This is a genomic window from Azonexus hydrophilus DSM 23864 (assembly GCF_000429605.1).
Classification (GTDB): Bacteria; Pseudomonadota; Gammaproteobacteria; order Burkholderiales; family Rhodocyclaceae; genus Azonexus; species Azonexus hydrophilus.
In genome coordinates, this window is the sequence record NZ_KE386926.1 from 125,111 (window position 1) to 144,541 (window position 19,431).

The 19,431-nt window shown below is 63.7% G+C and carries 21 protein-coding genes; 13 read left to right on the forward strand and 8 right to left on the reverse strand.

The annotated features are described in order from the left end of the window. The gene (locus G471_RS18070; RefSeq protein WP_051295551.1) at positions 1–264 is read left to right on the forward strand and encodes a DUF6129 family protein; all 264 of its coding nucleotides are present in this window, start codon (positions 1–3) and stop codon (positions 262–264) included. 20 nt (positions 265–284) lie between these two features. On the opposite strand, the gene G471_RS18075 is transcribed toward G471_RS18070, so the two are convergent. Genes G471_RS18075 through G471_RS18080 form a run of 5 tightly spaced genes read right to left on the reverse strand, consistent with a single transcriptional unit; the run spans position 285 to position 7,295 of the window. Next, positions 285–935: a TetR/AcrR family transcriptional regulator gene (locus tag G471_RS18075; RefSeq protein ID WP_051295552.1), complete on the reverse strand. Its 651-nt coding sequence runs from the start codon at positions 933–935 to the stop codon at positions 285–287. Between the two features lie 5 nt (positions 936–940). Next, complete coding sequence (locus tag G471_RS0115750; protein WP_028996174.1) at positions 941–2,071, reverse strand: ABC transporter permease; 1,131 nt, start codon at positions 2,069–2,071, stop codon at positions 941–943. A 1-nt stretch (position 2,072) separates the two neighbouring features. Next, a complete protein-coding gene (gene rbbA, locus G471_RS0115755) occupies positions 2,073–4,829 on the reverse strand; it encodes a ribosome-associated ATPase/putative transporter RbbA (protein ID WP_028996175.1) in 2,757 nt (918 codons plus the stop codon). Then, a complete protein-coding gene (locus G471_RS0115760; RefSeq protein WP_028996176.1) occupies positions 4,826–5,896 on the reverse strand; it encodes an HlyD family secretion protein in 1,071 nt (356 codons plus the stop codon). Before G471_RS0115760 ends, rbbA begins: the two co-directional genes overlap by 4 nt. Before the next feature lie 16 nt (positions 5,897–5,912). Next, positions 5,913–7,295, reverse strand: coding sequence for an efflux transporter outer membrane subunit (locus tag G471_RS18080; RefSeq protein ID WP_245580579.1), 1,383 nt, complete (start codon positions 7,293–7,295; stop codon positions 5,913–5,915). A gap of 408 nt (positions 7,296–7,703) precedes the next feature. Here G471_RS18080 and fdxB point away from each other — a divergent pair, with 408 nt between their 5' ends. From fdxB to G471_RS0115780, 3 genes are all read left to right on the forward strand, one after another. Beyond that, complete coding sequence (gene fdxB / locus G471_RS0115770; RefSeq protein ID WP_028996177.1) at positions 7,704–7,979, forward strand: ferredoxin III, nif-specific; 276 nt, start codon at positions 7,704–7,706, stop codon at positions 7,977–7,979. Between the two features lie 62 nt (positions 7,980–8,041). Further along, entirely contained in the window at positions 8,042–8,803 is a 762-nt protein-coding gene (locus G471_RS0115775; RefSeq protein ID WP_081700317.1) for a 4Fe4S-binding leucine-rich repeat protein, read from the forward strand. Between the two features lie 2 nt (positions 8,804–8,805). Next, on the forward strand, positions 8,806–9,774 hold the full coding sequence (locus G471_RS0115780) for a hypothetical protein (RefSeq protein WP_028996179.1): 969 nt from the start codon (positions 8,806–8,808) through the stop codon (positions 9,772–9,774). Positions 9,775–9,777: 3 nt separating this feature from the next. Here G471_RS0115780 and G471_RS0115785 read toward each other — a convergent pair whose 3' ends face one another. Beyond that, on the reverse strand, positions 9,778–10,608 hold the full coding sequence (locus G471_RS0115785) for a hypothetical protein (RefSeq protein ID WP_028996180.1): 831 nt from the start codon (positions 10,606–10,608) through the stop codon (positions 9,778–9,780). Positions 10,609–10,655: 47 nt separating this feature from the next. Further along, positions 10,656–11,588 carry an MBL fold metallo-hydrolase gene (locus G471_RS0115790; RefSeq protein ID WP_028996181.1) on the reverse strand — a complete coding sequence of 311 codons (933 nt, stop codon included), beginning with the start codon at positions 11,586–11,588 and terminating at the stop codon, positions 10,656–10,658. Positions 11,589–11,743: 155 nt separating this feature from the next. On the opposite strand from G471_RS0115790, the gene G471_RS0115795 reads away from it, so the two are divergent. Further along, positions 11,744–13,072, forward strand: coding sequence for a TrkH family potassium uptake protein (locus G471_RS0115795; protein ID WP_028996182.1), 1,329 nt, complete (start codon positions 11,744–11,746; stop codon positions 13,070–13,072). Continuing rightward, the gene (locus G471_RS0115800; protein WP_028996183.1) at positions 13,065–13,751 is read left to right on the forward strand and encodes a potassium channel family protein; all 687 of its coding nucleotides are present in this window, start codon (positions 13,065–13,067) and stop codon (positions 13,749–13,751) included. Before G471_RS0115795 ends, G471_RS0115800 begins: the two co-directional genes overlap by 8 nt. Positions 13,752–13,947: 196 nt before the next feature. Here G471_RS0115800 and G471_RS0115805 read toward each other — a convergent pair whose 3' ends face one another. Beyond that, the gene (locus tag G471_RS0115805) at positions 13,948–14,850 is read right to left on the reverse strand and encodes a ParB/RepB/Spo0J family partition protein (protein ID WP_028996184.1); all 903 of its coding nucleotides are present in this window, start codon (positions 14,848–14,850) and stop codon (positions 13,948–13,950) included. Here G471_RS0115805 and G471_RS0115810 point away from each other — a divergent pair. The 7 genes from G471_RS0115810 (at position 14,849) to G471_RS18085 (ending at position 19,430) form a co-directional block, all read left to right on the forward strand. Beyond that, positions 14,849–15,424 (forward strand): VF530 family protein, encoded by a 576-nt coding sequence (locus G471_RS0115810; protein ID WP_245580584.1) that lies wholly within the window; start codon positions 14,849–14,851, stop codon positions 15,422–15,424. The genes G471_RS0115805 and G471_RS0115810 overlap by 2 nt on opposite strands. Then, entirely contained in the window at positions 15,421–16,014 is a 594-nt protein-coding gene (locus G471_RS0115815; protein WP_028996186.1) for an HD domain-containing protein, read from the forward strand. Before G471_RS0115810 ends, G471_RS0115815 begins: the two co-directional genes overlap by 4 nt. Positions 16,015–16,153: 139 nt before the next feature. Beyond that, complete coding sequence (gene nifV, locus G471_RS0115820) at positions 16,154–17,293, forward strand: homocitrate synthase (protein WP_028996187.1); 1,140 nt, start codon at positions 16,154–16,156, stop codon at positions 17,291–17,293. After that, positions 17,286–18,068: a serine O-acetyltransferase gene (gene cysE / locus G471_RS0115825; protein WP_081700318.1), complete on the forward strand. Its 783-nt coding sequence runs from the start codon at positions 17,286–17,288 to the stop codon at positions 18,066–18,068. The genes nifV and cysE overlap by 8 nt, the downstream gene beginning before the upstream one ends. Position 18,069: 1 nt before the next feature. Next, positions 18,070–18,612, forward strand: coding sequence for a hypothetical protein (locus G471_RS0115830; protein WP_028996189.1), 543 nt, complete (start codon positions 18,070–18,072; stop codon positions 18,610–18,612). A 10-nt stretch (positions 18,613–18,622) separates the two neighbouring features. Continuing rightward, entirely contained in the window at positions 18,623–18,964 is a 342-nt protein-coding gene (gene nifW / locus G471_RS0115835; protein WP_043421984.1) for a nitrogenase-stabilizing/protective protein NifW, read from the forward strand. A gap of 10 nt (positions 18,965–18,974) precedes the next feature. Beyond that, the gene (locus G471_RS18085; protein ID WP_043421937.1) at positions 18,975–19,430 is read left to right on the forward strand and encodes a nitrogen fixation protein NifZ; all 456 of its coding nucleotides are present in this window, start codon (positions 18,975–18,977) and stop codon (positions 19,428–19,430) included. The last annotated feature ends 1 nt before the right edge of the window (position 19,431 follow it).

The following is a 19,431-nucleotide window of genomic DNA, read 5'->3' on the forward strand; positions in this document are numbered from 1 at the left end:
ATGACGCCCGAGCGCCTGGCCGAAGTCGTTGCTGCCGTGACACGAGAGGAAAGCATCAACGCCTTGCGCGCTGGCTTTCCCGACATGATCTTCACCGAGTGTAGCGAAAACGACATTTCACCGCGCCTGCAGCCGGTCGCTGAAACACCGGCTGCGCTGATCTACCTGATCACCGGCGTCAGCGGCCACTGTCTGGAAGCAACCAGCGACCTGAACGTGGCCAACGGCGTCATCGTCGCCAGCCGGGACAGCGACGACGACTGAGCAAAGCAACGGCGGGCTGTTCAGCCGGGCGTCCGGCCGACATGCCCGCTGAGCATTAGCGTACGCAATTCGGCCTTCAGATCACCGACGTCCAGCGCCCGGCCACCCAGCTCAGCGCAGACATCAGTCATCATCAGCAACATCGTGCAGGCACCGAACAGACCAATGTGCAGAACAGTCGGGTCGAGTGCACGCAGCACCCCAGCCGCCATCGCTTCACGCCAGAGCGGCGTACAGGTTTCCACGCCAGGGCGGATCACTCTTTCGACCAGGGCATCCCGCCGCTCTCCCGGTTCAGCCAGCGCACGATTGACAAAGCTCACGTAGCCGGGAACATCCACCAGACCGTCGATCATGCTGTCGGCCAGCGCTCCGAGACGGTCGGCAACAGGGCTTTTGCTGTTCACCAAGCCGATGACATCCCGCAACCATAGATCATGCCGCTGGCCGACACACTCGACCACCGCACGCCACAGGCCGGCTTTGCTGCCGAAGTGATGTGCAACCATGGACACATCGCATCCTGCCTCATCGGCGATCGCACGCAATCCGGCGGCTTCATAACCGACCCGGGTAAACGCGGCAAGCGCCGCCGCCAGCAGGCGATCACGGCTGTCAGCCGCGCCACGCGGGCGACCAGGAGAGCTCGTCTGACGTTGTTCAGTACGCATACGGGTCAAGCCATTTGACTGATCGTGCTGCGGAAGCGCAGCAGCGCCACCGCAAACAACAGCGAGCCGATGACAAGAATGGCCAGGCACTGTGGCCACACCACTTCCAGTCCGGCACCGCGATAGAGGATGGCCTGCGCCGCTGCAACAAAATGCGTGGTCGGCGCAACCAGCATGAGGTTCTGTACCAGTTCCGGCATGCTCTCACGCGGCGTCACACCACCGGAGAGCATCTGCAAGGGCAACAGCACCAGCAGCATCAACAGGCCGAACTGCGGCATCGAGCGCGCTACCGTCGCCATGAAGATGCCCATCGACGTGGTGGCAAAAAGATGCAGGACCGCACAAGCAAGGAACAGCAGCAACGAGCCCTCAACCGGCACCTGCAACGCGCCCTCAACCACCACCTTCAGCGAAAACGCCGTCGCACACAGCACCACCAGACCCATCGACCATACCTTGGCGAGCATGATTTCCGCTGGCGTCACCGGCATCACCAGCAGATGCTCGACCGTGCCATGCTCACGCTCGCGGATCAAGGCGGCGCCGGTAAGGATGATGGACAGCAGGGTAACCTGATTGATGATTTCCATCAGCGAGCCGAACCAGGCTCTTGTCAGCCCCGGATTGAAGCGTGCGCGCAGCACCAGATCGACCTGCGGCACGGCCCCGCCGCGATGGCGCTGGACGAACTCATTGACCTCGCCCAGGACGATCTGCTGGATATAGCCAGCGCCGGTGAAGGCCTGCGACATCCGGGTGGCATCCACATTCAGCTGGATGACCGGCGAGCGTCCGGCAAGAACGTCGCGCTGGAAACCGGGCGGAATATTGAGCACGAAAGTGTGGCTGCCCGCATCCATCGCCGCATCCACCTGCGGTAACTCAAGCCGCTGCGGACGGGTGAAGTGGGGCGGATAAAACGCCGAGACCACGCGTGCCGACAGTGGCGAGGCATCCTCGTCGACCACCGCGAGCGAGGCGTTGTGCAGGGTTTCCGGCATGGCGGTGGCGGCACTGTAGACGGCCAGCGTGAAGGCATAGACGATGAGCGCCAGCATCATCGGATCACGCCACAGGCTCCACAGCTCCTTCACCCCCAGGCGATAAACATTGGCCAATCTGCGCTTGTCCATCTCAACGCTCCTGTTTGCGCAGCAACGCAATCGATAGCCCGATGATCAGGGGCACCGCCAGACTCATCGCCCAGAACGAGTGGTCCAGATCGGACAGGGTCAGTCCCTTGGTAAACACGCCGCGGCTGATGGTCAGCATATGGCTGGCCGGGTGAAGCTCACCAATGACCCGTCCCATGCCCTCAAGCGAGGACACCGGATTGAGCAAGCCGGCAAACTGCACGGCGGGTAGCAAAGTCCCGAGGATGGCGACGAACATCGCGGCGATCTGGCTCCGTGTGAAGGTCGAGGCAAACAGGCCAAAACCGGTCGCGAACAGCACGTAGACCAGTGCCGCCAGGGTCAGACCGGGAAAGCTGCCTTTGACCGGGACGCCGAACAGCCACATTGCAAAACAGACCATCAGCAAGAAATTGAGCATGCCCAGAAGCACATAAGGCAGTTGTTTGCCGATCAGAAACTCGGCCCGCGTCACCGGGGTGACGTAGAGATTGAGGATGGAACCAAGCTCTTTCTCCCGCACCACGGCGAGGGCGGTAAGCATGGCGGGAATCATCAGCAGCAACAGGGGAATCACCGCCGGTACGATGGCCGGCAGACTGCGCACGTCCGGGTTGTATCGGTAGCGGGTCTCGATGCTGGCGATGCCGGCACCGACTTTCACCCCCAGTCGGGTGCGTGCCATCTCCGCCAGCCAGGTCTGGTGCATGCCGGCGACGTAGCCTTGCGCGGTTTCAGCGCGCTGCGGCATGGCACCATCGACCCAGGCGGCGATCTGCACCGGCTGACCGCGCAGCAGCGAACGCCCGAACCCCGGGGGAATTTCCAGGGCCAGGGCCAGTTCACCGGCGCGCATGCGCCGATCCATATCTGCATGATCGGTGATCGGTGGACGCTCGGTGAAGTAGCGCGAGCCGGCAAGGTTGAGCACGTAGTTCTGACTGAGTGTGCTCTGGTCGTGATCGAGCACCGCAAAGTCGAGATTCTCGACATCCAGGGTAATACCGAAACCCATGATCAGCAGCAGGATCAGGCTCCCGAGCAAGGCCAGGGTACCGCGCACCGGATCGCGCATCAGCTCCATCGCCTCTCGCTGCGAATAGCTCAGTGCGCGTGCCGGACTGAACAGCACAGGGCGCCTAACCGCAGCCGTGCTTGCGGCCGGCTCGACGGCCACCGGCACCACCTCGCCAGTCACCCCGTACTCCTGCGCACCAGCCGCTTCAAGATAGGAAATGAACGCCGCCTCCAGCGAGGCCGTACCACGCTGGCGTACCAGTTCGGCTGGCGACTCACTGACCAGCACCCGCCCGGCGTGCATCAGTGAAATGCGATCGCAACGCTCCGCTTCGTTCATGAAGTGAGTGGAAATGAAGATCGTCACACGATCCTTGCGCGCGAGATCGATCATCAAGCGCCAGAAATTGTCCCGCGCCACCGGATCAACACCGGAAGTCGGCTCATCGAGAATCAGCAGTTCCGGCCGATGCACCATCGCCACCGCCAGCGACAGACGCTGGCGCACGCCCAATGGCAATTGTTCAGGCAGACTGTCGAGCACGGCGTCGAGCTCGAAACGTGCGCTCATTTCGGCCACCCGCCGGTCGATCTCCGGCGCCGGCACATTGAACAGGCGGGCATGCAGCACCAGATTCTGGCGTACCGTAAGCTCCGAATACAGCGAGAAGGCCTGCGACATGTACCCCACGCGGCGGCGCGTATCGATATCGCGGGCATCGACCTTGTGACCAAACAGCGAGGCCTCGCCGGCACTTGCCGGCAACAAGCCGGTCAGCATCTTCATGGTGGTCGACTTGCCACAGCCATTGGATCCCAGGAAGCCGAAAATCTCCCCACGCCGGATCCGGAAACTGACCTGATCGACCGCAGTGAAATCACCGAAACGCATGGTCAACTCACGCGCCTCGATGGCGATCTGCGCATCCTCGTCCTCTGCCAGGGGCGGCACCTCCACCGCGCGATGACCGCGCCGCACCGCTTCCGGCAGCAGGGCGATGAAGGCGGCCTCCAGCGTTGCCGTGCCGGTTCGGGCATGCAGTTCGCCGGGCGTTCCGGTGGCCAGCACGCCCCCGGCATTCATCGCCACCAGCCAGTCGAAGCGTTCAGCCTCGTCCATATAGGCGGTGGCCACGATCACGCTCATACCCGGCCGATCACGCCGGATCCGTGCAATCAGCGCCCAGAACTGGCTGCGGGCAAGCGGATCGACCCCGGTCGTCGGCTCATCCAGGATCAGCAACTGCGGATCATGAATGAGCGCACAACACAGGCCAAGCTTCTGCTTCATACCGCCGGAGAGCTTGCCCGCCGGGCGCGCCAGAAAAGGCTGGAGGCCGGTGGCTCGGGTCAGCTCGTCGATGCGACGCCTGCGCTCGGCGACACCGTGGCCGAACAATCGCGCAAAGAACTGCAGGTTCTCTTCCACCGACAGGGTCGGATAGAGGTTCTTGCCCAGACCTTGTGGCATGTAGGCAATATGCGGGCACGAAGCCTCGCGGTGGCGGCGCACGGCCATGTCACCGCCGAGCACCTCCACCCTGCCCTGCTGGACGGCACGCGCGCCGGCGAGCAAGGAGATCAGGCTGGATTTGCCAACACCATCCGGACCGATCAGCCCGACCATGCAGCCCGCAGGAATCTCCAGATCGACGCCCACGAGCGCCTGCGTCGCGCCATAGCGCAAACCGACGCCGCTCAGACGAGCGACCGGCGCGGGGGCGCCGCCATCGCTGCTCATTGCGGAACCCGCAGCGCCAGTTCAGCCGGCCATTCTGCCTCCGGGTCGAGGCGTACCCAGGCCACCCCCGGCAAGCCGGTCTTGACCTGTGCCAGATGCTGGCGCAGCAGTTCCGGGGCAATCTGTGCGCGTACACGGAACATCAGCTTTTGCCGTTCGCTGGCAGTCTCCACCGTCTTGGGGGTGAACTGCGCCGTGCTGGCGACGAAGGAAATGGTCGCCGGAATCACCAGATGCGGCGCGGCATCGAGCACGATGCGCGCCTCGGCCCCGAGCGCCACCCTGCCAGCCACCGTTTCCGGCAGGAAGAAAGTCATGTAGACATCAGACAGATCGACCAGATTGAGCACTTTGCCGCCACCGGCGAGCACCTCCCCGGCCTGTGCCAGGCGAAACTGGACACGCCCGTCGCGCGGCGCCTTCAACTGACTGTCGGCAATATCCGAATCGATGCGCGCCACGGTTGCCGCCGCAGCTTCGACCAAGGAGCGCGCGCCAACGAGCTGAGCCTCGGCCGCCAGTACCGCTGCACGCGCGGCAGCAATCTGGGCGCGCGCAGCATTCAGCGCTGCCTCCGCGCTGCGCGTGCGTGCCCGGTCATCATCCAGCTCCTGAATGGAGGCCGCGCCCTCCGCCGACAAGGTCTGCGAGCGAGCTAGGCGGCGCTGAGCGGCATCCACCTCGCTCTCCCGCTGCAAGGCCAGCGCCTGGATCGCCACCAGATCGCTCTGACGTACCGCCACCTGCGCCTCGGCGCTACGCACCGCGTTCAGCGCTTGTTGCTGATGGGCCACGGCTTCGTCACGCTGAGCATTCAGGCCGTCCACCTGCATCTGGGCCAATACCGCACCGGCAAGTACGAAATCGCCCTCGCCGGCATAGACCTCGACCACACGCCCCGGCAGCTTGGTAGCAACATCAACCTCGGTCGCTTCGATGCGTCCGTTGCCGCTGACAAACCCAGCCACCGGTCCAGGCTGCTGCACCACGTACCAGGCCAGCCCGGCGCCGAGCAAGACCGCAACAGCAGCAAGCCCCACCCATCGTCTCTTGAATATCGCGTTCATGATCCCAGCCACTCCTTCAATCGTCCTCAGCCACCCGGCTGCCGCCGCCCAATGCCGCATACAGCGCCACCCGGCTGGACAACAGGGCCCGCCGGGTTTGCACCAGTTGCTGCTCGATGGCCAACAGGTCTCGCTGCGCATCCAGCACTTCCAGATAGCGCGCAGCGCCATTGTCATAGCGAAGCTTGGCCAGACGGGCGCGCTCACTCTGTGCGCTCAAGCCCACACGCTGAATACGCACCTGCTCTTCGAGCCAGTGGCGCATGGCAAGCGCATCGGCCACTTCGCGGAAAGCCTGCTGCACCGCCTTCTCGTAGCCGGCCACCGCCTGATCGCGCCTGACCTCGGCCAGCGCCAGCGCCGCACGATTCCGTCCGGCATCGAAGATCGGCAAGGACAAGCTGGGGGCAAAACGCCAGGCACCGCTACCGGCTTCGAACAGGCCGTCGAGGCTGGCGCTGGCGGTACCGGCCGAAGCGGTCAGGGCAATGCGCGGGAAAAACGCTGCGCGCGCCGCACCGATATTGGCGTTGGCCGCTTTCAATTGGTGTTCTGCGGCCATGATGTCCGGCCGTCCGGCAAGCAACATCGAAGGCAAGCCGGGATCCAGCTCGTGCAGTATCTGTCCATCGTCCAACCCGTCCACCTGCGGCAACAGGTCAACGGGTACCCCAACCAGCCGGGTCAGCGCATGAGCCTGCAACGCACGGGCCTGTTCCAGTTGGGCAAGTACCCCCTGGGCCTGTGTGAGCAGGGTTTCGACCTGGGTCAGGTCGAGCCTGGAGGTGGCCCCTTCCTCCACGCGCCGACGAAATATCCGCTGGGCCTCCTCACGCGTTGTCACCGTGTGACGGGCGAGCGCGATGCGTTCGTCCAGTTCACGCAAACCAAGGTAGGCATCGGCAACCTGGGCCACCAGCCCCACCGTAGCAGCGCGGCGCGCCGCATCACTACTCAGGAAAGACTCCAGTGCAGCCGTTTCCAGATTACGCACCCGCCCCCAGAAATCCAGCTCCCAGCCGACCAGCCCCAGACCAACCTGGTACTGCCCACCGTACTGGATCCGTCTGGTCACGTTCAGGTCGGCTGGCGTCCGGCTGCGCGCCCCGTCGGCACCCAGCCCAATGGTCGGAAAGCGCTCTGCCCGAGTGATGCCATAGGCCGCACGGACCTCTTCGACACGCAGTACGGCAGCGCGCAAGTCGCGGCTGTTGTCCAGCGCAACCCGGACAAGATCACGCAGACGGGGATCGGCGAAATAATCCTGCCAGGCCAGATCGGCAGCCTGAGTCTGGCCGCCAACTGGCTGCATATCGGTCGGGGAATACTTTCCGAGCGCCACATCCGGACGCACATAAGGCGGCGCAAGCGAGCACCCACCGAGCGTAGCCAGAAGCACCAGCACGGCTCCTGCACATTGCCTCGGCTTCAAGCAAGACTGCTTTGACATTTCTGCGCTCCTCAAACCCGAAAGCCCAAATACCCTCAGGTCATAGCTTGCCCGACAGAAACGGGACGCACAAAAAATCCAACACCTGTTGGATTAATTAAAGCAAAAAGACGCAGCCTTGTCCATATGACACCTCGGGCGATGTGTGGGAAAACGCCTGTCGCATTCCTCACAACACCACAGCCCAACTCAATAAAAACAATAACTTACAAAGTGGCACCAAATTTGCTGAACAGGGTTGCGTGCCCCAGGACAGCAAACTACCGGAAGGTGCCGGCGCAGACCTGGACATATACACACCGAACAAACCGCGGTCGGCAGCCACTGGCCCGGAACTTGTCAAGAAAGGAAATAGTCATGGCTGATTACACTGCGCTGACCCGTGGCGGCGCCTCCTGGGTTCCCGAGTTCGTCGTCGCGCTGGCCGAAGACAAGTGCATCGGCTGCGGTCGCTGCTACAAGGTCTGCCCGCGTGACGTGCTGAATCTGATCGACTCCGACGAGGATGAGGATGAGGACGAAAGCGCCGCCGCCAAGATGACGCTGAAGGACATCGACGACTGCATCGGCTGCAGCGCCTGTGGTCGCGTCTGCCCGAAGAACTGCTTCACCTACGCACCGCTGGCAGTGTGATCGCGCCTTACCGTTGGTTCCACCAGCGGTAAGGGCAGCCACCAAGCGTCACTCGCCCGGCCATGGTCCAGCAAACGACAGAACGTCCGACAGGCGGGCTTTGCGCGCATTGCCCCCTGTCTCCTGCCTTTCCCGAAGCGGATCGCTGCCAACCCGGGGATGCCTGCGTGCGTGCCCATAGCGGCCGCCAGATCGACCGCTTTTTTCGCCGCAACCCCGGCGAAGCCGAGAACTACCTCGACGACATCTTCTGGGAACGGCGCGCCATTGCCGCCCGCTACGCCCCGATCGACCGGATCTTCCGGCTGCGTAGCGACAGCGACGAAGTCGTTCGCCGCGTCGTCGCCAGCCGCCTACCGGACAACCAACTACATGCCATGGCCCGCGACCCGGACCGTGAAGTCCGCCTGAGCGTCGCCGCCCGCCTGCCACCAACGGAACTGCAGCAACTGATCGACGACAGCGATTACCTGGTCCGTGCCACCGTCGCCCGTCGCCTGCCCCACGGCCAGCTCGCCCAGATGACCCGCGATCCGGAGCGCGAGGTGCGCAAGGTCGTCGCCAGCCGGCTGCCGGCCTTCGCCCTGCACCTGCTGGCTAACGATGCCGAACCCGAAGTCCGGGCCATCGTCGCCGAACGCGCCCTGCCCGAACTGGCTGCCCGCCTGCTTACTGATGGCGAGTGGTGGGTCCGCCTGGCCGCCGTTGGCAACGCGCCGCCGGAACTGTTGCCGCCGCTGCTCGACGACCCGGAACTCGAAGTCCGGGAAGCCGTCGCCAGCCGACTCGCCGAAACCCCAGCCACCCCTACCGCCGGAAAGTGATCATGAAAAGCAACCAGGCCTGGACCGAATACTGCAAATCCCTGTCGCCCGCGATTGTCGAAACCTGCGCCCGCACGCCGGTCAGCGCCGGCGGCACCAGCCTGGCCCGGGCCCTGCACGAAGCGCTGCCGGACTGGCAGTTCCGCCATGCCCTGGCGCGCGGCGGCTGGTATCGTCTGGGCGGCATCGTCGACGAACACGGCCAGCGGATCACCGACAACCTCGAACAATGGGTCGAAGATGCCCTCGACGCCTGCGACGGCGACATCCAGCAACTGATCGAGGAAAACGAAGGGCGGACCCTGTACGCCACCCGACTGGTCGGCCAGACCCATTACCTGACCGCCAACGTCGGCGACGAGGCCGACAATTTTCTGCAACTGGAAATCGAAGACCTGCAGGAAATGCGCGCGCATCGCCTGTTCAGCAACGAACCGACGACGCTGGAAGAACTGGTCGACCCGCGCGGCGGCAACCTCAACCCGCTACCGCTCGGCCTGCCCTATTACACGCTGCGCCGCATCCAGCACATCGGCGCCTTCCTCACGCGCATGCAGGCGCAAAAGCAGGAAGCCGCGCCCATCCACCGCATGCTCGACGACTGGTCGAAGAGCAGCGCCGGCGCCAACAGCGACTATGCCAACCACTGGGTGATCGCCACCCGCGAACACCTCGACCGCTACCACCAGCCGATCTTCCGCGCCCAGCCAATCGCCACCCTGCCCGGCGACCCGCCGGATTTCGAAGCCGCCCCCGGCACCAGCGGCCTCAATCTCCAGGAAGCCCTGCAACGCTTCGACCGCGCCGTCGGCTACCCGATGGCCTGGTACTTCCACATGCTCACCACCAAGGCCGTCCCGCACTGGGTCGCCCAGAGCACCGTCGAAGACGCCCTGACCGGCTTCGCCTACCTGCCGCAACGCGATGTGGACATCATCCGCAACTGGCTGCATCGGCCGTACGCGGTTTGAGCGTTACCGCCCCCAGCGATAAACCTCCACCTGGCGCTTCATCTCGCCTTCTTCCTGTTCTATCGTCTCGGCTGTCGAGTCCGTGACACATTTCACCGCTTCTTCATCGGCGGCCGGCTGCTGTGCTTCCGGCGTTTGTCGCGGCGACGGTGAGGCCGGCGATTTGCCATCCCAGGCAAAGGGATTCCTGAAGGCCGGCGGATCGGGCAGGCAATCGAGGGTGTAGCTGGGTGGCCAGCCGGTTTCGTAGGGCATGAACGAAATCGTCCGCTCGAATATCAGGGGCTTGCCCGTTGGCGTGGGCGGCAAGGGCGGCAGGGATTTGATCGCCTTCCAGGCGCGCTCCGAAGCAGTTGTCGAGGTCGACCACAACTCGGTGGCATTCGCCAACGTCCCGTCAGGCGCGATCTCGATCCGGAAACGCACCATGCCCTGCTCCGACCCCTCGACCGCCGTGCCCATCATGCTCCGCACCTGCTGCCCCCAGTTGTGGCGATAGCGCTTGCTGTTCTTCAGCTTGTAGGTCGAAGCCAGTTGCCATTCCTCGGCACTGGGTGGCGCCGGGGCCGCCAGCGAGGCTGGCTTTGCGGCTGCTTTGGGCTCGACCGCCGGAATCCTGCGCTGACGCGGGCGAACATCCGGGGCGGCAGTCGCTGGCGCACGCGTTTCGACGTCGGCCGGTGGCACCTCCCGAAGCTGCGCGGCGACACGGATTTCGATCACGTCCGGCGCTGGCGCAGGGCGTGCGCCAGCGCGCTGCCAGCCGACGATGATCGCGGCGTGCAACGACAGAGACAACAACAGCAGAACACCCAGACGCGAGAACTTGACCATGGCAGCAACTGCGGCGCCCGAGGCACCGCAGACCGGAGCGGGCGAAACTACTGCGCCGACTCGAAGCGCAGATAAGCGCGATTGACATTGCCCCGGTGCAAATCATCGAAATTACGCAGATGCCTGAACGCGGGCGCATCGTTCAAGGCGGCGACAGCGGCATCCACCCCCGCCATGTCCTCGGCAAACTTCTTCACGCCGCCGACGACGAAAGCCAGATAGTCACCCGTTTCGCGCTGGGCCTGGGTGACATCGCAGACGCGGCCGTGCCCGGGCACGATGCGCGCCGGCTGCAAGGCGACCGCCTGCCGGTACGCCGCCAGCCAAGTCTCGGCATTGCTCTCGGGCAGGATGCCGAGCAAACGGTCGACATAAATCAGGTCGCCAGAAAACAGGATTTTCTCCTGCGGCAACCAGACCACGGCATCGCCGGCAAAGTGGGCATGCCCAAAGTAACGCAACACCAGCGTACGCCCACCGAGGGTCAGCGTCTGCATATCGCCCGTCAGTGGCTGGACGGCCGGCGCCGGTAGCGTGCCATCCATCTGTTCCTTCAGTTCGCGCGCCAGCGACTCGATCTGCCCCTGACCAAGACGCGCCTGGTCCGTCACCGTGCGCTGCAGCGCGATGATCTGCGCACCCTGCGCGGCAAAATAGGCGTTGCCCAGCCAGCGATGATCCTGAACGCCGGTGTTGATCACCCACTTGACCGGCTTGCCGGTCAGCCTGCGGGCTTCGCCATCGAGCAGCCTGGCAGCAACGCTGGACGCCCCCGAATCGATCAGGATGGCCCCTTCCGGCGTATCGATCACCCCGTAATTGGCGTTCAAGCCAAAATTCCCATACAAGCGACCCGCCGTCTGACCGATCAGCGCAAACACCCCGTTGCCAAGCTGATCGACCGTCAGCACCGCCTCGGCGCGAACGCTCTGGGCGAACAGCATCATGGCGCCAGTCAGCGCCAGCAGTATTTTTTTCATTGTGTCTTCCTCCTCCGTCAGGGCGATCAGTTTATAACCGATTACTGATTTTCGTGCGGCTGCGCTAGGACGGCAGCAAACGGCAAGCAATTCTTTACGACATTTTTATGCCGTGCTTGCCAGAATTCGGCCCATCGCTTCTTCCGTATCGACGCATGAAATTTTTGCTACATCCGAGCCAGACCGTAGCGCTGGCTTTTTTGATGGCGATCCTCTTCGGCACCGCCTTGCTGATGCTGCCACTGGCACAGACAGACGGTGTTTCCGCTCCGTGGCTGACGGCATTCTTCACCGCTGTCTCGGCGGTCTGCGTTACTGGACTGGTCATTGTCGACACCGGCACGTACTGGTCGAGCTTCGGCCAGATCGTCATCATGGCCCTGTTCCAGATCGGCGGCTTCGGCATGATGACCGCCGCCACCCTGCTCGGCCTGATGGTCAATCGCTCGCTACGTCTGCGGACCAAGCTGATCAGCCAGGTTGAAACGCACACGCTTGGACTCGGCGATGTCGGCAGCGTCGCCCGCCTCGTCTTCACGGTCACGCTGCTGGCCGAGTTGCTGATTGCCGCCCTGCTTACCCTGCGGCTGCACCTCGCCTACGACCTACCCTGGCACGAGGCCCTCTGGAGCGGGATTTTTCATGCCGTTTCGGCGTTCAACAATGCCGGCTTCTCGATCCACCCTGACAGCTTGATGCGTTACGCGACAGACGCACTGGTCCTGCTGCCGGTCATGCTTGCCATTGTTGTTGGCGGCATCGGTTTTCCGGTACTGCACGACCTGCGGGCAAAACGCCACGATCCCCGCCATTGGTCTCTGCATACCAAATTGACACTGCTCGCTACCGGCATCCTGTTGCTTGGCGGCTTTCTCGTCCTGCTGCTCTTTGAATGGGCGAATCCGGCCACACTCGGTCCGATGAACCTTCCCGACAAGCTCCTGTCGGCAGCCTTTGCTTCCGTTTCCGCGCGCACGGCCGGCTTCAACTCCATCGATATCGGCGCCATGACCCACGAAAGCTGGGCACTGCACTACTTCCTGATGTTCGTCGGAGGCGGCAGCGCCGGTACGGCGGGTGGTGTCAAGGTTGGCACCGTCGCCATACTGGCGCTACTGGTCATTGCCGAAATTCGTGGCCGCAGCGATAGCGAGGCTTTTGGGCGGCGGGTCAGCCTGTCCGCCCAGCGCCAGGCCATCACTGTTCTCGTCCTGGGCAGTGCGATGGTCGTGCTCGGCACAATCAGCATCCTCATCCACACCGACCTGCCCACCGACAAGGTGATTTTCGAGGTGATTTCCGCCTTTGGCACGGTTGGCCTGTCCACCGGCATCACCGCCGAATTGCCACCATTCGGCCAATTGGTACTGACCGTACTGATGTTCACCGGACGAGTCGGCATCATCACCCTTGCAGCGTCACTGGCCCTGGGCGAGCGACGCATGCCTTTCCGCTATCCCGAGGAGCATCCCATTGTTGGCTAGACTTTTCACCGAACAGTATTCCTTTGCCAAGGGCGACAGTGTCGTCGTCATTGGACTTGGCCGCTTCGGCAGCTCGGTTGCCCAGTCGCTGGTTCATCTTGGGCATGATGTCATGGGTATCGACCGTGATGAACTACTGGTCCGCGAATGGGCCGACCTGCTGACCCACGCCGTGCAGGCCGACTCGACCAATACTGCGATCATGCGCCAGTTGGGCGTGGCCGACTTCTCCCACGCCATCGTCGGTATCGGCACCGACATTGCCGCCAGCCTGATGACGCTGATGGTTCTCACCGAGCTCGGCATCAAGGATATCTGGGTCAAGGCGCTGACTGCTGAACACGGCCAGATCGCTGAACGCATCGGCGCCCATCATGTGGTCTATCCCGAAGCTAACATGGGCGAACGGGTAGCCCACCTGATCAGCGGCCGAATGATCGATTTCATCGAATTCGACGATGGCTTTGCCATCGCCAGGATTCACGCCCCGGCCAGCACCCATCAGCAAACGCTCGGCGAGTCGATGATCCGGGAGAAATTCGGCGTCACCGTGGTCGGCATCAAGCGGGCCCATGAAGATTTTCAGCACGCAACGCCGAGCAGCCAAATTCTTCCCGGCGACCTGCTGATCATCTCCGGGCCGACCCGCAAGATCGAACTGTTCGCCGGAAAAGCATAGAAACCGTGCCGGCACCGGCGCTGCCAATTAGAAAGAGGCTCAAGAGTCCGGCCTACCGGACGAATCTCAAGAAAACGTGCAAAAACGTGATTCGCCAGGTTTTCCGGACTCAACGGCAGACGAGGGAATACCAGGTACTTTTGTCTCGACAGCTATCGACCGACAGCTACCCTGCGTTTGTCAGCTATTGCCGAATTCAACCGCCCCTCAGCGACAAGAACTCGTCAATCAGCCGCGCCAGGATCGTTTCTTCATCTTCCTCGCTCAAGCCGAGGAGTTCAGCCACCAGCTTCACCTTGCCGGGGTTGACCTTGGTGCGGGGCGTGGGCGTAGGTTGAGGAGCATCGGGCGGCGCTTCCCTGGGCGGCGTATCCATAGCGGCGGCTGCCGGTTCGGGTTGGTTGACTGCCGGTGCCGGCGCAACGGGTGATGGCGCCGCTTCGGTGGGTTCGCTGCTGGCAGGGGCGACGGCGAGGACTTCATCCATGTCCTTCTTCGACATCTTTTCGCCGTCCGGCAACTGCTCGATCTGCTCGATCAGGGATTCCGCCTTGGCTTCGTTCTTCCTGGCCAGTTTTTCCAGTTGCACGGCGGCGCCGGTGCTGGAAATTTTCCCGGCATCCAGCAGGGCGGTGACTTTTTCCGACAGGTTGGCGGCGGCTGTGGCCTGGGCCAGCCAGGTCGGGGCGCGGCCAAAGTATTGGGCGGCTTCTTCGGGCGATGCGAAACGCTGGGCGATGGCCTGGATGGCCGTGGCCATGTCGCGCGGTTCGAGCGCCGAGCGGACGCCCAGGCCGATGTTTTCGAAAACCCGCACTTCCAGCGCGTCCTCGTCGCTACAGTCGCGGACGATGACCGGCACCTGGGTTTCGCCCGCCTGAATCGCCGCCTGGCGCCGGCGCTCGCCGGCAATGACCGAGTAACGGTCATCAGCCGCCGGTCGGACGACGATGGGCTGGATGATGCCCAGCTTGCGCACCGCGTTGGTCAGCCCCTTGAGCGCCTCCTCGTTGATGCTTTGGCGGACGTGTGCGGGATCGGGATCGAGCAGGGACACATCGACCATCTGGAAGCGGAAGGGACTATTCTTGAAAGCCATGGCGGGGAGAAAATTCGGGTATAACAGGGGGGGCGGCATGTTCGTCGTTTTCGCGCCTTTTTACAACCGCCTTGAATCCCATCCTCAGCAATCCTGCACCATGAATACCGATATCGATTACCAGAACAACCCGCTGCATGGCCTCAGCCTGAAACAACTGCTGACGGAGATCGTCGATCACTACGGCTTCGACATCCTCTACGCCTACCTGAACATCAATTGCTTCAACAACAATCCCAGCGTCGAATCCAGCGTGAAGTTCCTCAAGAAGACGGACTGGGCGCGGGAGAAGGTTGAGGCTTTTTACCTGTACCAGTTCAAGAGCCTGCCGCGCGCCTCGGCCGAGCAGTTCGAGCTGCCGCCCCGGGACCGCATCATTCCCCGCGATCAACAACCGGGCGAGCCGGCCGAATTGAGCCTGGAGGATGCCGAGCGCCTGCGTGAAAAGCGCGCGCGGAAAGCCGCCGCCCACGACCGCGATGCCGGCCAGCGTAAAGGCCCGGAGCGGCGGCCGTCGAATCGTGATGCTGCGTCGGACAATGCCGATCCCTGGGCGAAGTGGAGAAAGTCTTGACCCCCGCCGATCTGCAACGGCAACTGGACTTCCTCAAGGAAATCGACCGGCTCAAGAATGTCGTTCGCCTGTCGCCGCTGATCGACCGCTCGCGCCGTGAAAACAGTGCCGAGCACTCCTGGCATCTGGCGCTATACGCGCTGGTGCTGGCCGATCACGCCGCCGGCTCGGTCGATGTGCTGCGCGTCGTCAAGATGCTGCTGATTCACGACATCGTCGAGATCGACGCCGGCGACGTACCCTTCCACGTCCCGGCGACGCATGCCGGGCAGGCCGAGCGCGAACGCCTGGCCGCCGAACGCATCTTCGGCCTGCTGCCGGAGGCACAGGCGGCCGAGTTCCACGCGCTGTGGCTGGAATTCGAGGCAGCGGAGAGCGACGACGCCCGATTTGCCAAGGCGCTGGACCGTTTCCAGCCGATGCTGCACAACGCCGCCACCGACGGCGGCACCTGGGTGGAATGCGCGGTCACGCTCGAACAGATCACCGCCCGCTGCCGCCCACCGATCGAAGCCGGCGCACCGGCGCTATGGGAAGCGGCGGCCGGCATGGCCGAAGCCCACTACCGTACCCGGCCGGCACAGGACTGATCCCGCCAGAGCGGCCAGGCGTTTTGTCGGTTTTGCGACAAGCAAGGCACCAGAACCAAACCGCAATAAATTAATCGTTAAAATTCAGTTAGTTAAAAACTGGCACCCCCCTTGCTAGACACATTGCAAGGAGATTCCCATGAGCCAGTCCAGCTTCGTCACCATCAACGACACCACCCTGCGCGACGGTGAGCAGTCGGCCGGTGTTGCCTTTTCCCTGGCGGAAAAGCTGGACATCGCCCGCCGCCTCGACGCCATCGGCGTGCCCGAGCTGGAGGTCGGCATTCCGGCCATGGGCGCCGAGGAGCGCGAGTCGGTCCGGGCGGTTGCCGGGCTCGGCCTGAATGCCCGGCTGATGGTGTGGAGCCGCATGCACGCGGCCGACATCGCCGCCAGCGCCAATCTGGGCGCGCACCTGATCGACATTTCGGTGCCGGCGTCCGACCAGCACCTGGCTTACAAACTGAAGCAGGAGCGCGGCTGGCTGCTACGCGAGCTGCCGCGCTACATCGGCATGGCGCTCGATCTCGGGCTGGAAGTCGGCGTCGGTTGCGAGGATGCCTCGCGCGCCGACCTGGATTTCCTGTGCGCGCTGGCCGCCACCGCCGAACGCGCCGGTGCCCGCCGCCTGCGCTTTGCCGATACGCTGGGCATCCTCGAACCCTTCACCACCTTTGACCGCATTTCGACCTTGCGTGCCCGCACCGGGCTGGAGATCGAGATGCACGCCCACGACGACCTGGGCCTGGCCACGGCCAACACCCTGGCCGCCTGCAAAGCCGGGGCGACGCATGTCAACACCACGGTCAACGGCCTCGGCGAACGCGCCGGCAATGCGCCGCTGGAAGAAGTCGTGCTCGGGCTGAAGAAGCTGCACGGCATCGACACCGGCGTCGAACTGCGCGCCTTCCCGGCACTGTCGGCTACCGTCGCCAGCGCTTCCGGCCGCGCCGTGCCCTGGCAGAAGAGCGTCGTCGGCGCCGGCGCCTTTACCCACGAGGCCGGCATCCACGTCGATGGCCTGCTCAAGCATCCGGACAACTACCAGGGCTTCGACCCGCGCGAAGTCGGCCAGGCGCACCGCATCGTGCTCGGCAAGCATTCCGGCTCGCGCGCGGTCCAGGTCGTCTATCGCGAACTCGGTATCGAGCTCGGCGAGAACGAGGCGCAAGCCCTGCTCGCCAGCGTCCGCAATTTTGTCGCCGCCCACAAGCACCCGCCGGAGGCCACCGATCTGCTCGGCCTGCTGGCTTCTTCCAGGAGTCCGCTCCATGTCTGAAGCGATGACCATGACCGCACCGAATCCTCCCGTACCGGGCCTGTGGGCCATCCTCAAGGAAGACCTGGCCTGCGTCTTCGAACGCGACCCGGCCGCCCGCTCGACGCTGGAAGTGCTGACCACCTACCCCGGTGTCCATGCCATCCTCGCCCATCGCCTGGCGCACAAGCTGTGGCGCGGCGGCTGGCGCTACAGCGCCCGCCTGTTGTCGTTCGCCGGCCGCCTGCTGACCAATGTCGACATCCACCCCGGCGCCACCATCGGCCGCCGCTTCTTCATCGACCACGGCGCCTGCGTGGTCATCGGTGAAACGGCGGAGATCGGCGACGACGTCACCCTCTACCACGGCGTCACCCTGGGCGGCACCTCATGGAACAAGGGCAAGCGCCATCCGACCCTGGCCGACGGCGTGGTCGTTGGCGCCGGCGCCAAGATTCTCGGGCCGATCAGCATCGGCGAGCGCGTCCGCGTCGGCGCCAACTCGGTGGTGGTCAAGGACGTGCCGGCCGACCGTACCGTGGTCGGCATTCCCGGCCGCATCGTCGATACCCGCCTGGCCCGCCCGGCCGGCAAGGGCATCAACCTCGACCACAACGTCCTGCCCGACCCGGTGGCACGCTCGATTGCCTGCCTGATCGACCGTATCGATACGCTGGAGAACGAACTCGCCGCCCTGCGCCAGCAACCGGCGCCGAACCACGGTGGCGAATGCCAGACCTGCTCGGCCGGCGACCTTTGCTGCGACAGTGAAGCCATGCACGAGGCAGCGCACTGACATGGATCTGCTCGACTTCTCCGACTGCAAGCTCTATTTCGAGGATCCGCTGCCGGCCGAGGCCGAAGCGCTGATCGCCCGGGCGGCCGCCGAATACGGCGATCCGGAAGCGGAAATGTCCTTGCTGCGCGCCAACCTGCTGGCCCCGGACAACCTGACCGTGCTGGTTGGTCTGTACCGCTATTACTTCTACCAGCACCGCCTGGAAGACGCGCTGAAGGTCGCCGAGCGGGTCATGCACCTGACTGCCCAGCACCTTGGCCTGCCCGATGACTGGGCGAAGATCGGCGACAACCACCTCGGTTCCGCCGCCGCCAGTTCCTTCGGCCTGCTGCGTTTCTACCTGCTGGCGCTGAAAGCCAGTGCCGTGGTGCTGCTGCGTCTGGGCCGGATCGAGGCCTCGCGCCAACGCCTGATCAAACTGGTTGCGCTCGACAGCCGCGACCAGCTCGGCGCCGGAAAACTGCTTGAAGTTGTCGATGAGTTCCAGGGCACCGGGGCGTCGTCCCGGCCCAATTCCGATTTATCCCTTGCCGCAGCCTGAGGAGGCCATCATGGAAGATACACTGAGCCTTGCCGAAGCCATGGAAGAACTGGTTTCCGCTGAAGATTTCCTGGAGTACTTCGAGATTCCCTTCGAACCTTCGGTGGTCCACGTCAATCGCCTGCACATCCTGCAGCGCTTTCACGACTATCTGACCCGCCAGACGCCCAACCTGCCGCCAGAGGAAGAGCAGCAGCGCGCCATCTACCGTCTGTGGCTGGAACGCGCTTACCAGGATTTCGTGGAGTCCGACTCGCTGACCGAAAAGGTCTTCGCCGTGTTCCAGAACCAGGCCAAGCCGGACGGGGGTTACAGCTCCTTCGTTTCCATCGACAAGATCTTCCGCGACTGAGTCCAACCCGATGAGCAGACCCAAATGGCAGATCGAGGACAGCGTCCGCCTGATCCGCAACGTGCGTAACGACGGCACCTATCCCGGGCTCGATCCGGGGGCGCCGCTGGTACGTCGCGGCAGCATCGGCTACGTGGTCGATGTCGGCACCTTCCTGCAGGACCAGATCATCTACTCGGTCAGTTTTCTCGACATCAACATGATCGTCGGTTGCCGCGAGGAAGAACTGATCGGCGCCGAAGAGCCGTGGACCCCGTCGCGCTTCGAGTTCCGCGAGAAAGTGCGGATCGTCGTCGAACTGCCGGTCGGCAGCGATGCCGTGATTGCCGAAGGCGCCATCGGTGAAGTCATCAAGGTCATCCGCGATGCGCCCGGCGGCGTCGCCTACCACATCCATTTCGACAGCCTGCCTGGACGCCTCCTGCAGATCCCGGAGCGTCTGCTCGAATCCCTCACCCCGGAATGAA

Coding starts and splice junctions, on each gene's coding strand:
- G471_RS0115830 (WP_028996189.1), top strand. CDS start 18,070: ATGGATCTGCTCGACTTCTCCGACTGCAAGCTCTATTTCGAGGATCCG.
- G471_RS0115780 (WP_028996179.1), top strand. CDS start 8,806: ATGAAAAGCAACCAGGCCTGGACCGAATACTGCAAATCCCTGTCGCCC.
- nifV (WP_028996187.1), top strand. CDS start 16,154: ATGAGCCAGTCCAGCTTCGTCACCATCAACGACACCACCCTGCGCGAC.
- G471_RS0115810 (WP_245580584.1), top strand. CDS start 14,849: ATGGCGGGGAGAAAATTCGGGTATAACAGGGGGGGCGGCATGTTCGTC.
- G471_RS0115790 (WP_028996181.1), bottom strand. CDS start 11,588: ATGAAAAAAATACTGCTGGCGCTGACTGGCGCCATGATGCTGTTCGCC.
- G471_RS18075 (WP_051295552.1), bottom strand. CDS start 935: ATGCGTACTGAACAACGTCAGACGAGCTCTCCTGGTCGCCCGCGTGGC.
- G471_RS0115760 (WP_028996176.1), bottom strand. CDS start 5,896: ATGAACGCGATATTCAAGAGACGATGGGTGGGGCTTGCTGCTGTTGCG.
- cysE (WP_081700318.1), top strand. CDS start 17,286: ATGTCTGAAGCGATGACCATGACCGCACCGAATCCTCCCGTACCGGGC.
- G471_RS18085 (WP_043421937.1), top strand. CDS start 18,975: ATGAGCAGACCCAAATGGCAGATCGAGGACAGCGTCCGCCTGATCCGC.
- G471_RS0115775 (WP_081700317.1), top strand. CDS start 8,042: ATGGTCCAGCAAACGACAGAACGTCCGACAGGCGGGCTTTGCGCGCAT.
- fdxB (WP_028996177.1), top strand. CDS start 7,704: ATGGCTGATTACACTGCGCTGACCCGTGGCGGCGCCTCCTGGGTTCCC.
- G471_RS18070 (WP_051295551.1), top strand. CDS start 1: ATGACGCCCGAGCGCCTGGCCGAAGTCGTTGCTGCCGTGACACGAGAG.
- G471_RS0115795 (WP_028996182.1), top strand. CDS start 11,744: ATGAAATTTTTGCTACATCCGAGCCAGACCGTAGCGCTGGCTTTTTTG.
- rbbA (WP_028996175.1), bottom strand. CDS start 4,829: ATGAGCAGCGATGGCGGCGCCCCCGCGCCGGTCGCTCGTCTGAGCGGC.
- G471_RS0115750 (WP_028996174.1), bottom strand. CDS start 2,071: ATGGACAAGCGCAGATTGGCCAATGTTTATCGCCTGGGGGTGAAGGAG.
- G471_RS0115785 (WP_028996180.1), bottom strand. CDS start 10,608: ATGGTCAAGTTCTCGCGTCTGGGTGTTCTGCTGTTGTTGTCTCTGTCG.
- nifW (WP_043421984.1), top strand. CDS start 18,623: ATGGAAGATACACTGAGCCTTGCCGAAGCCATGGAAGAACTGGTTTCC.
- G471_RS0115805 (WP_028996184.1), bottom strand. CDS start 14,850: ATGGCTTTCAAGAATAGTCCCTTCCGCTTCCAGATGGTCGATGTGTCC.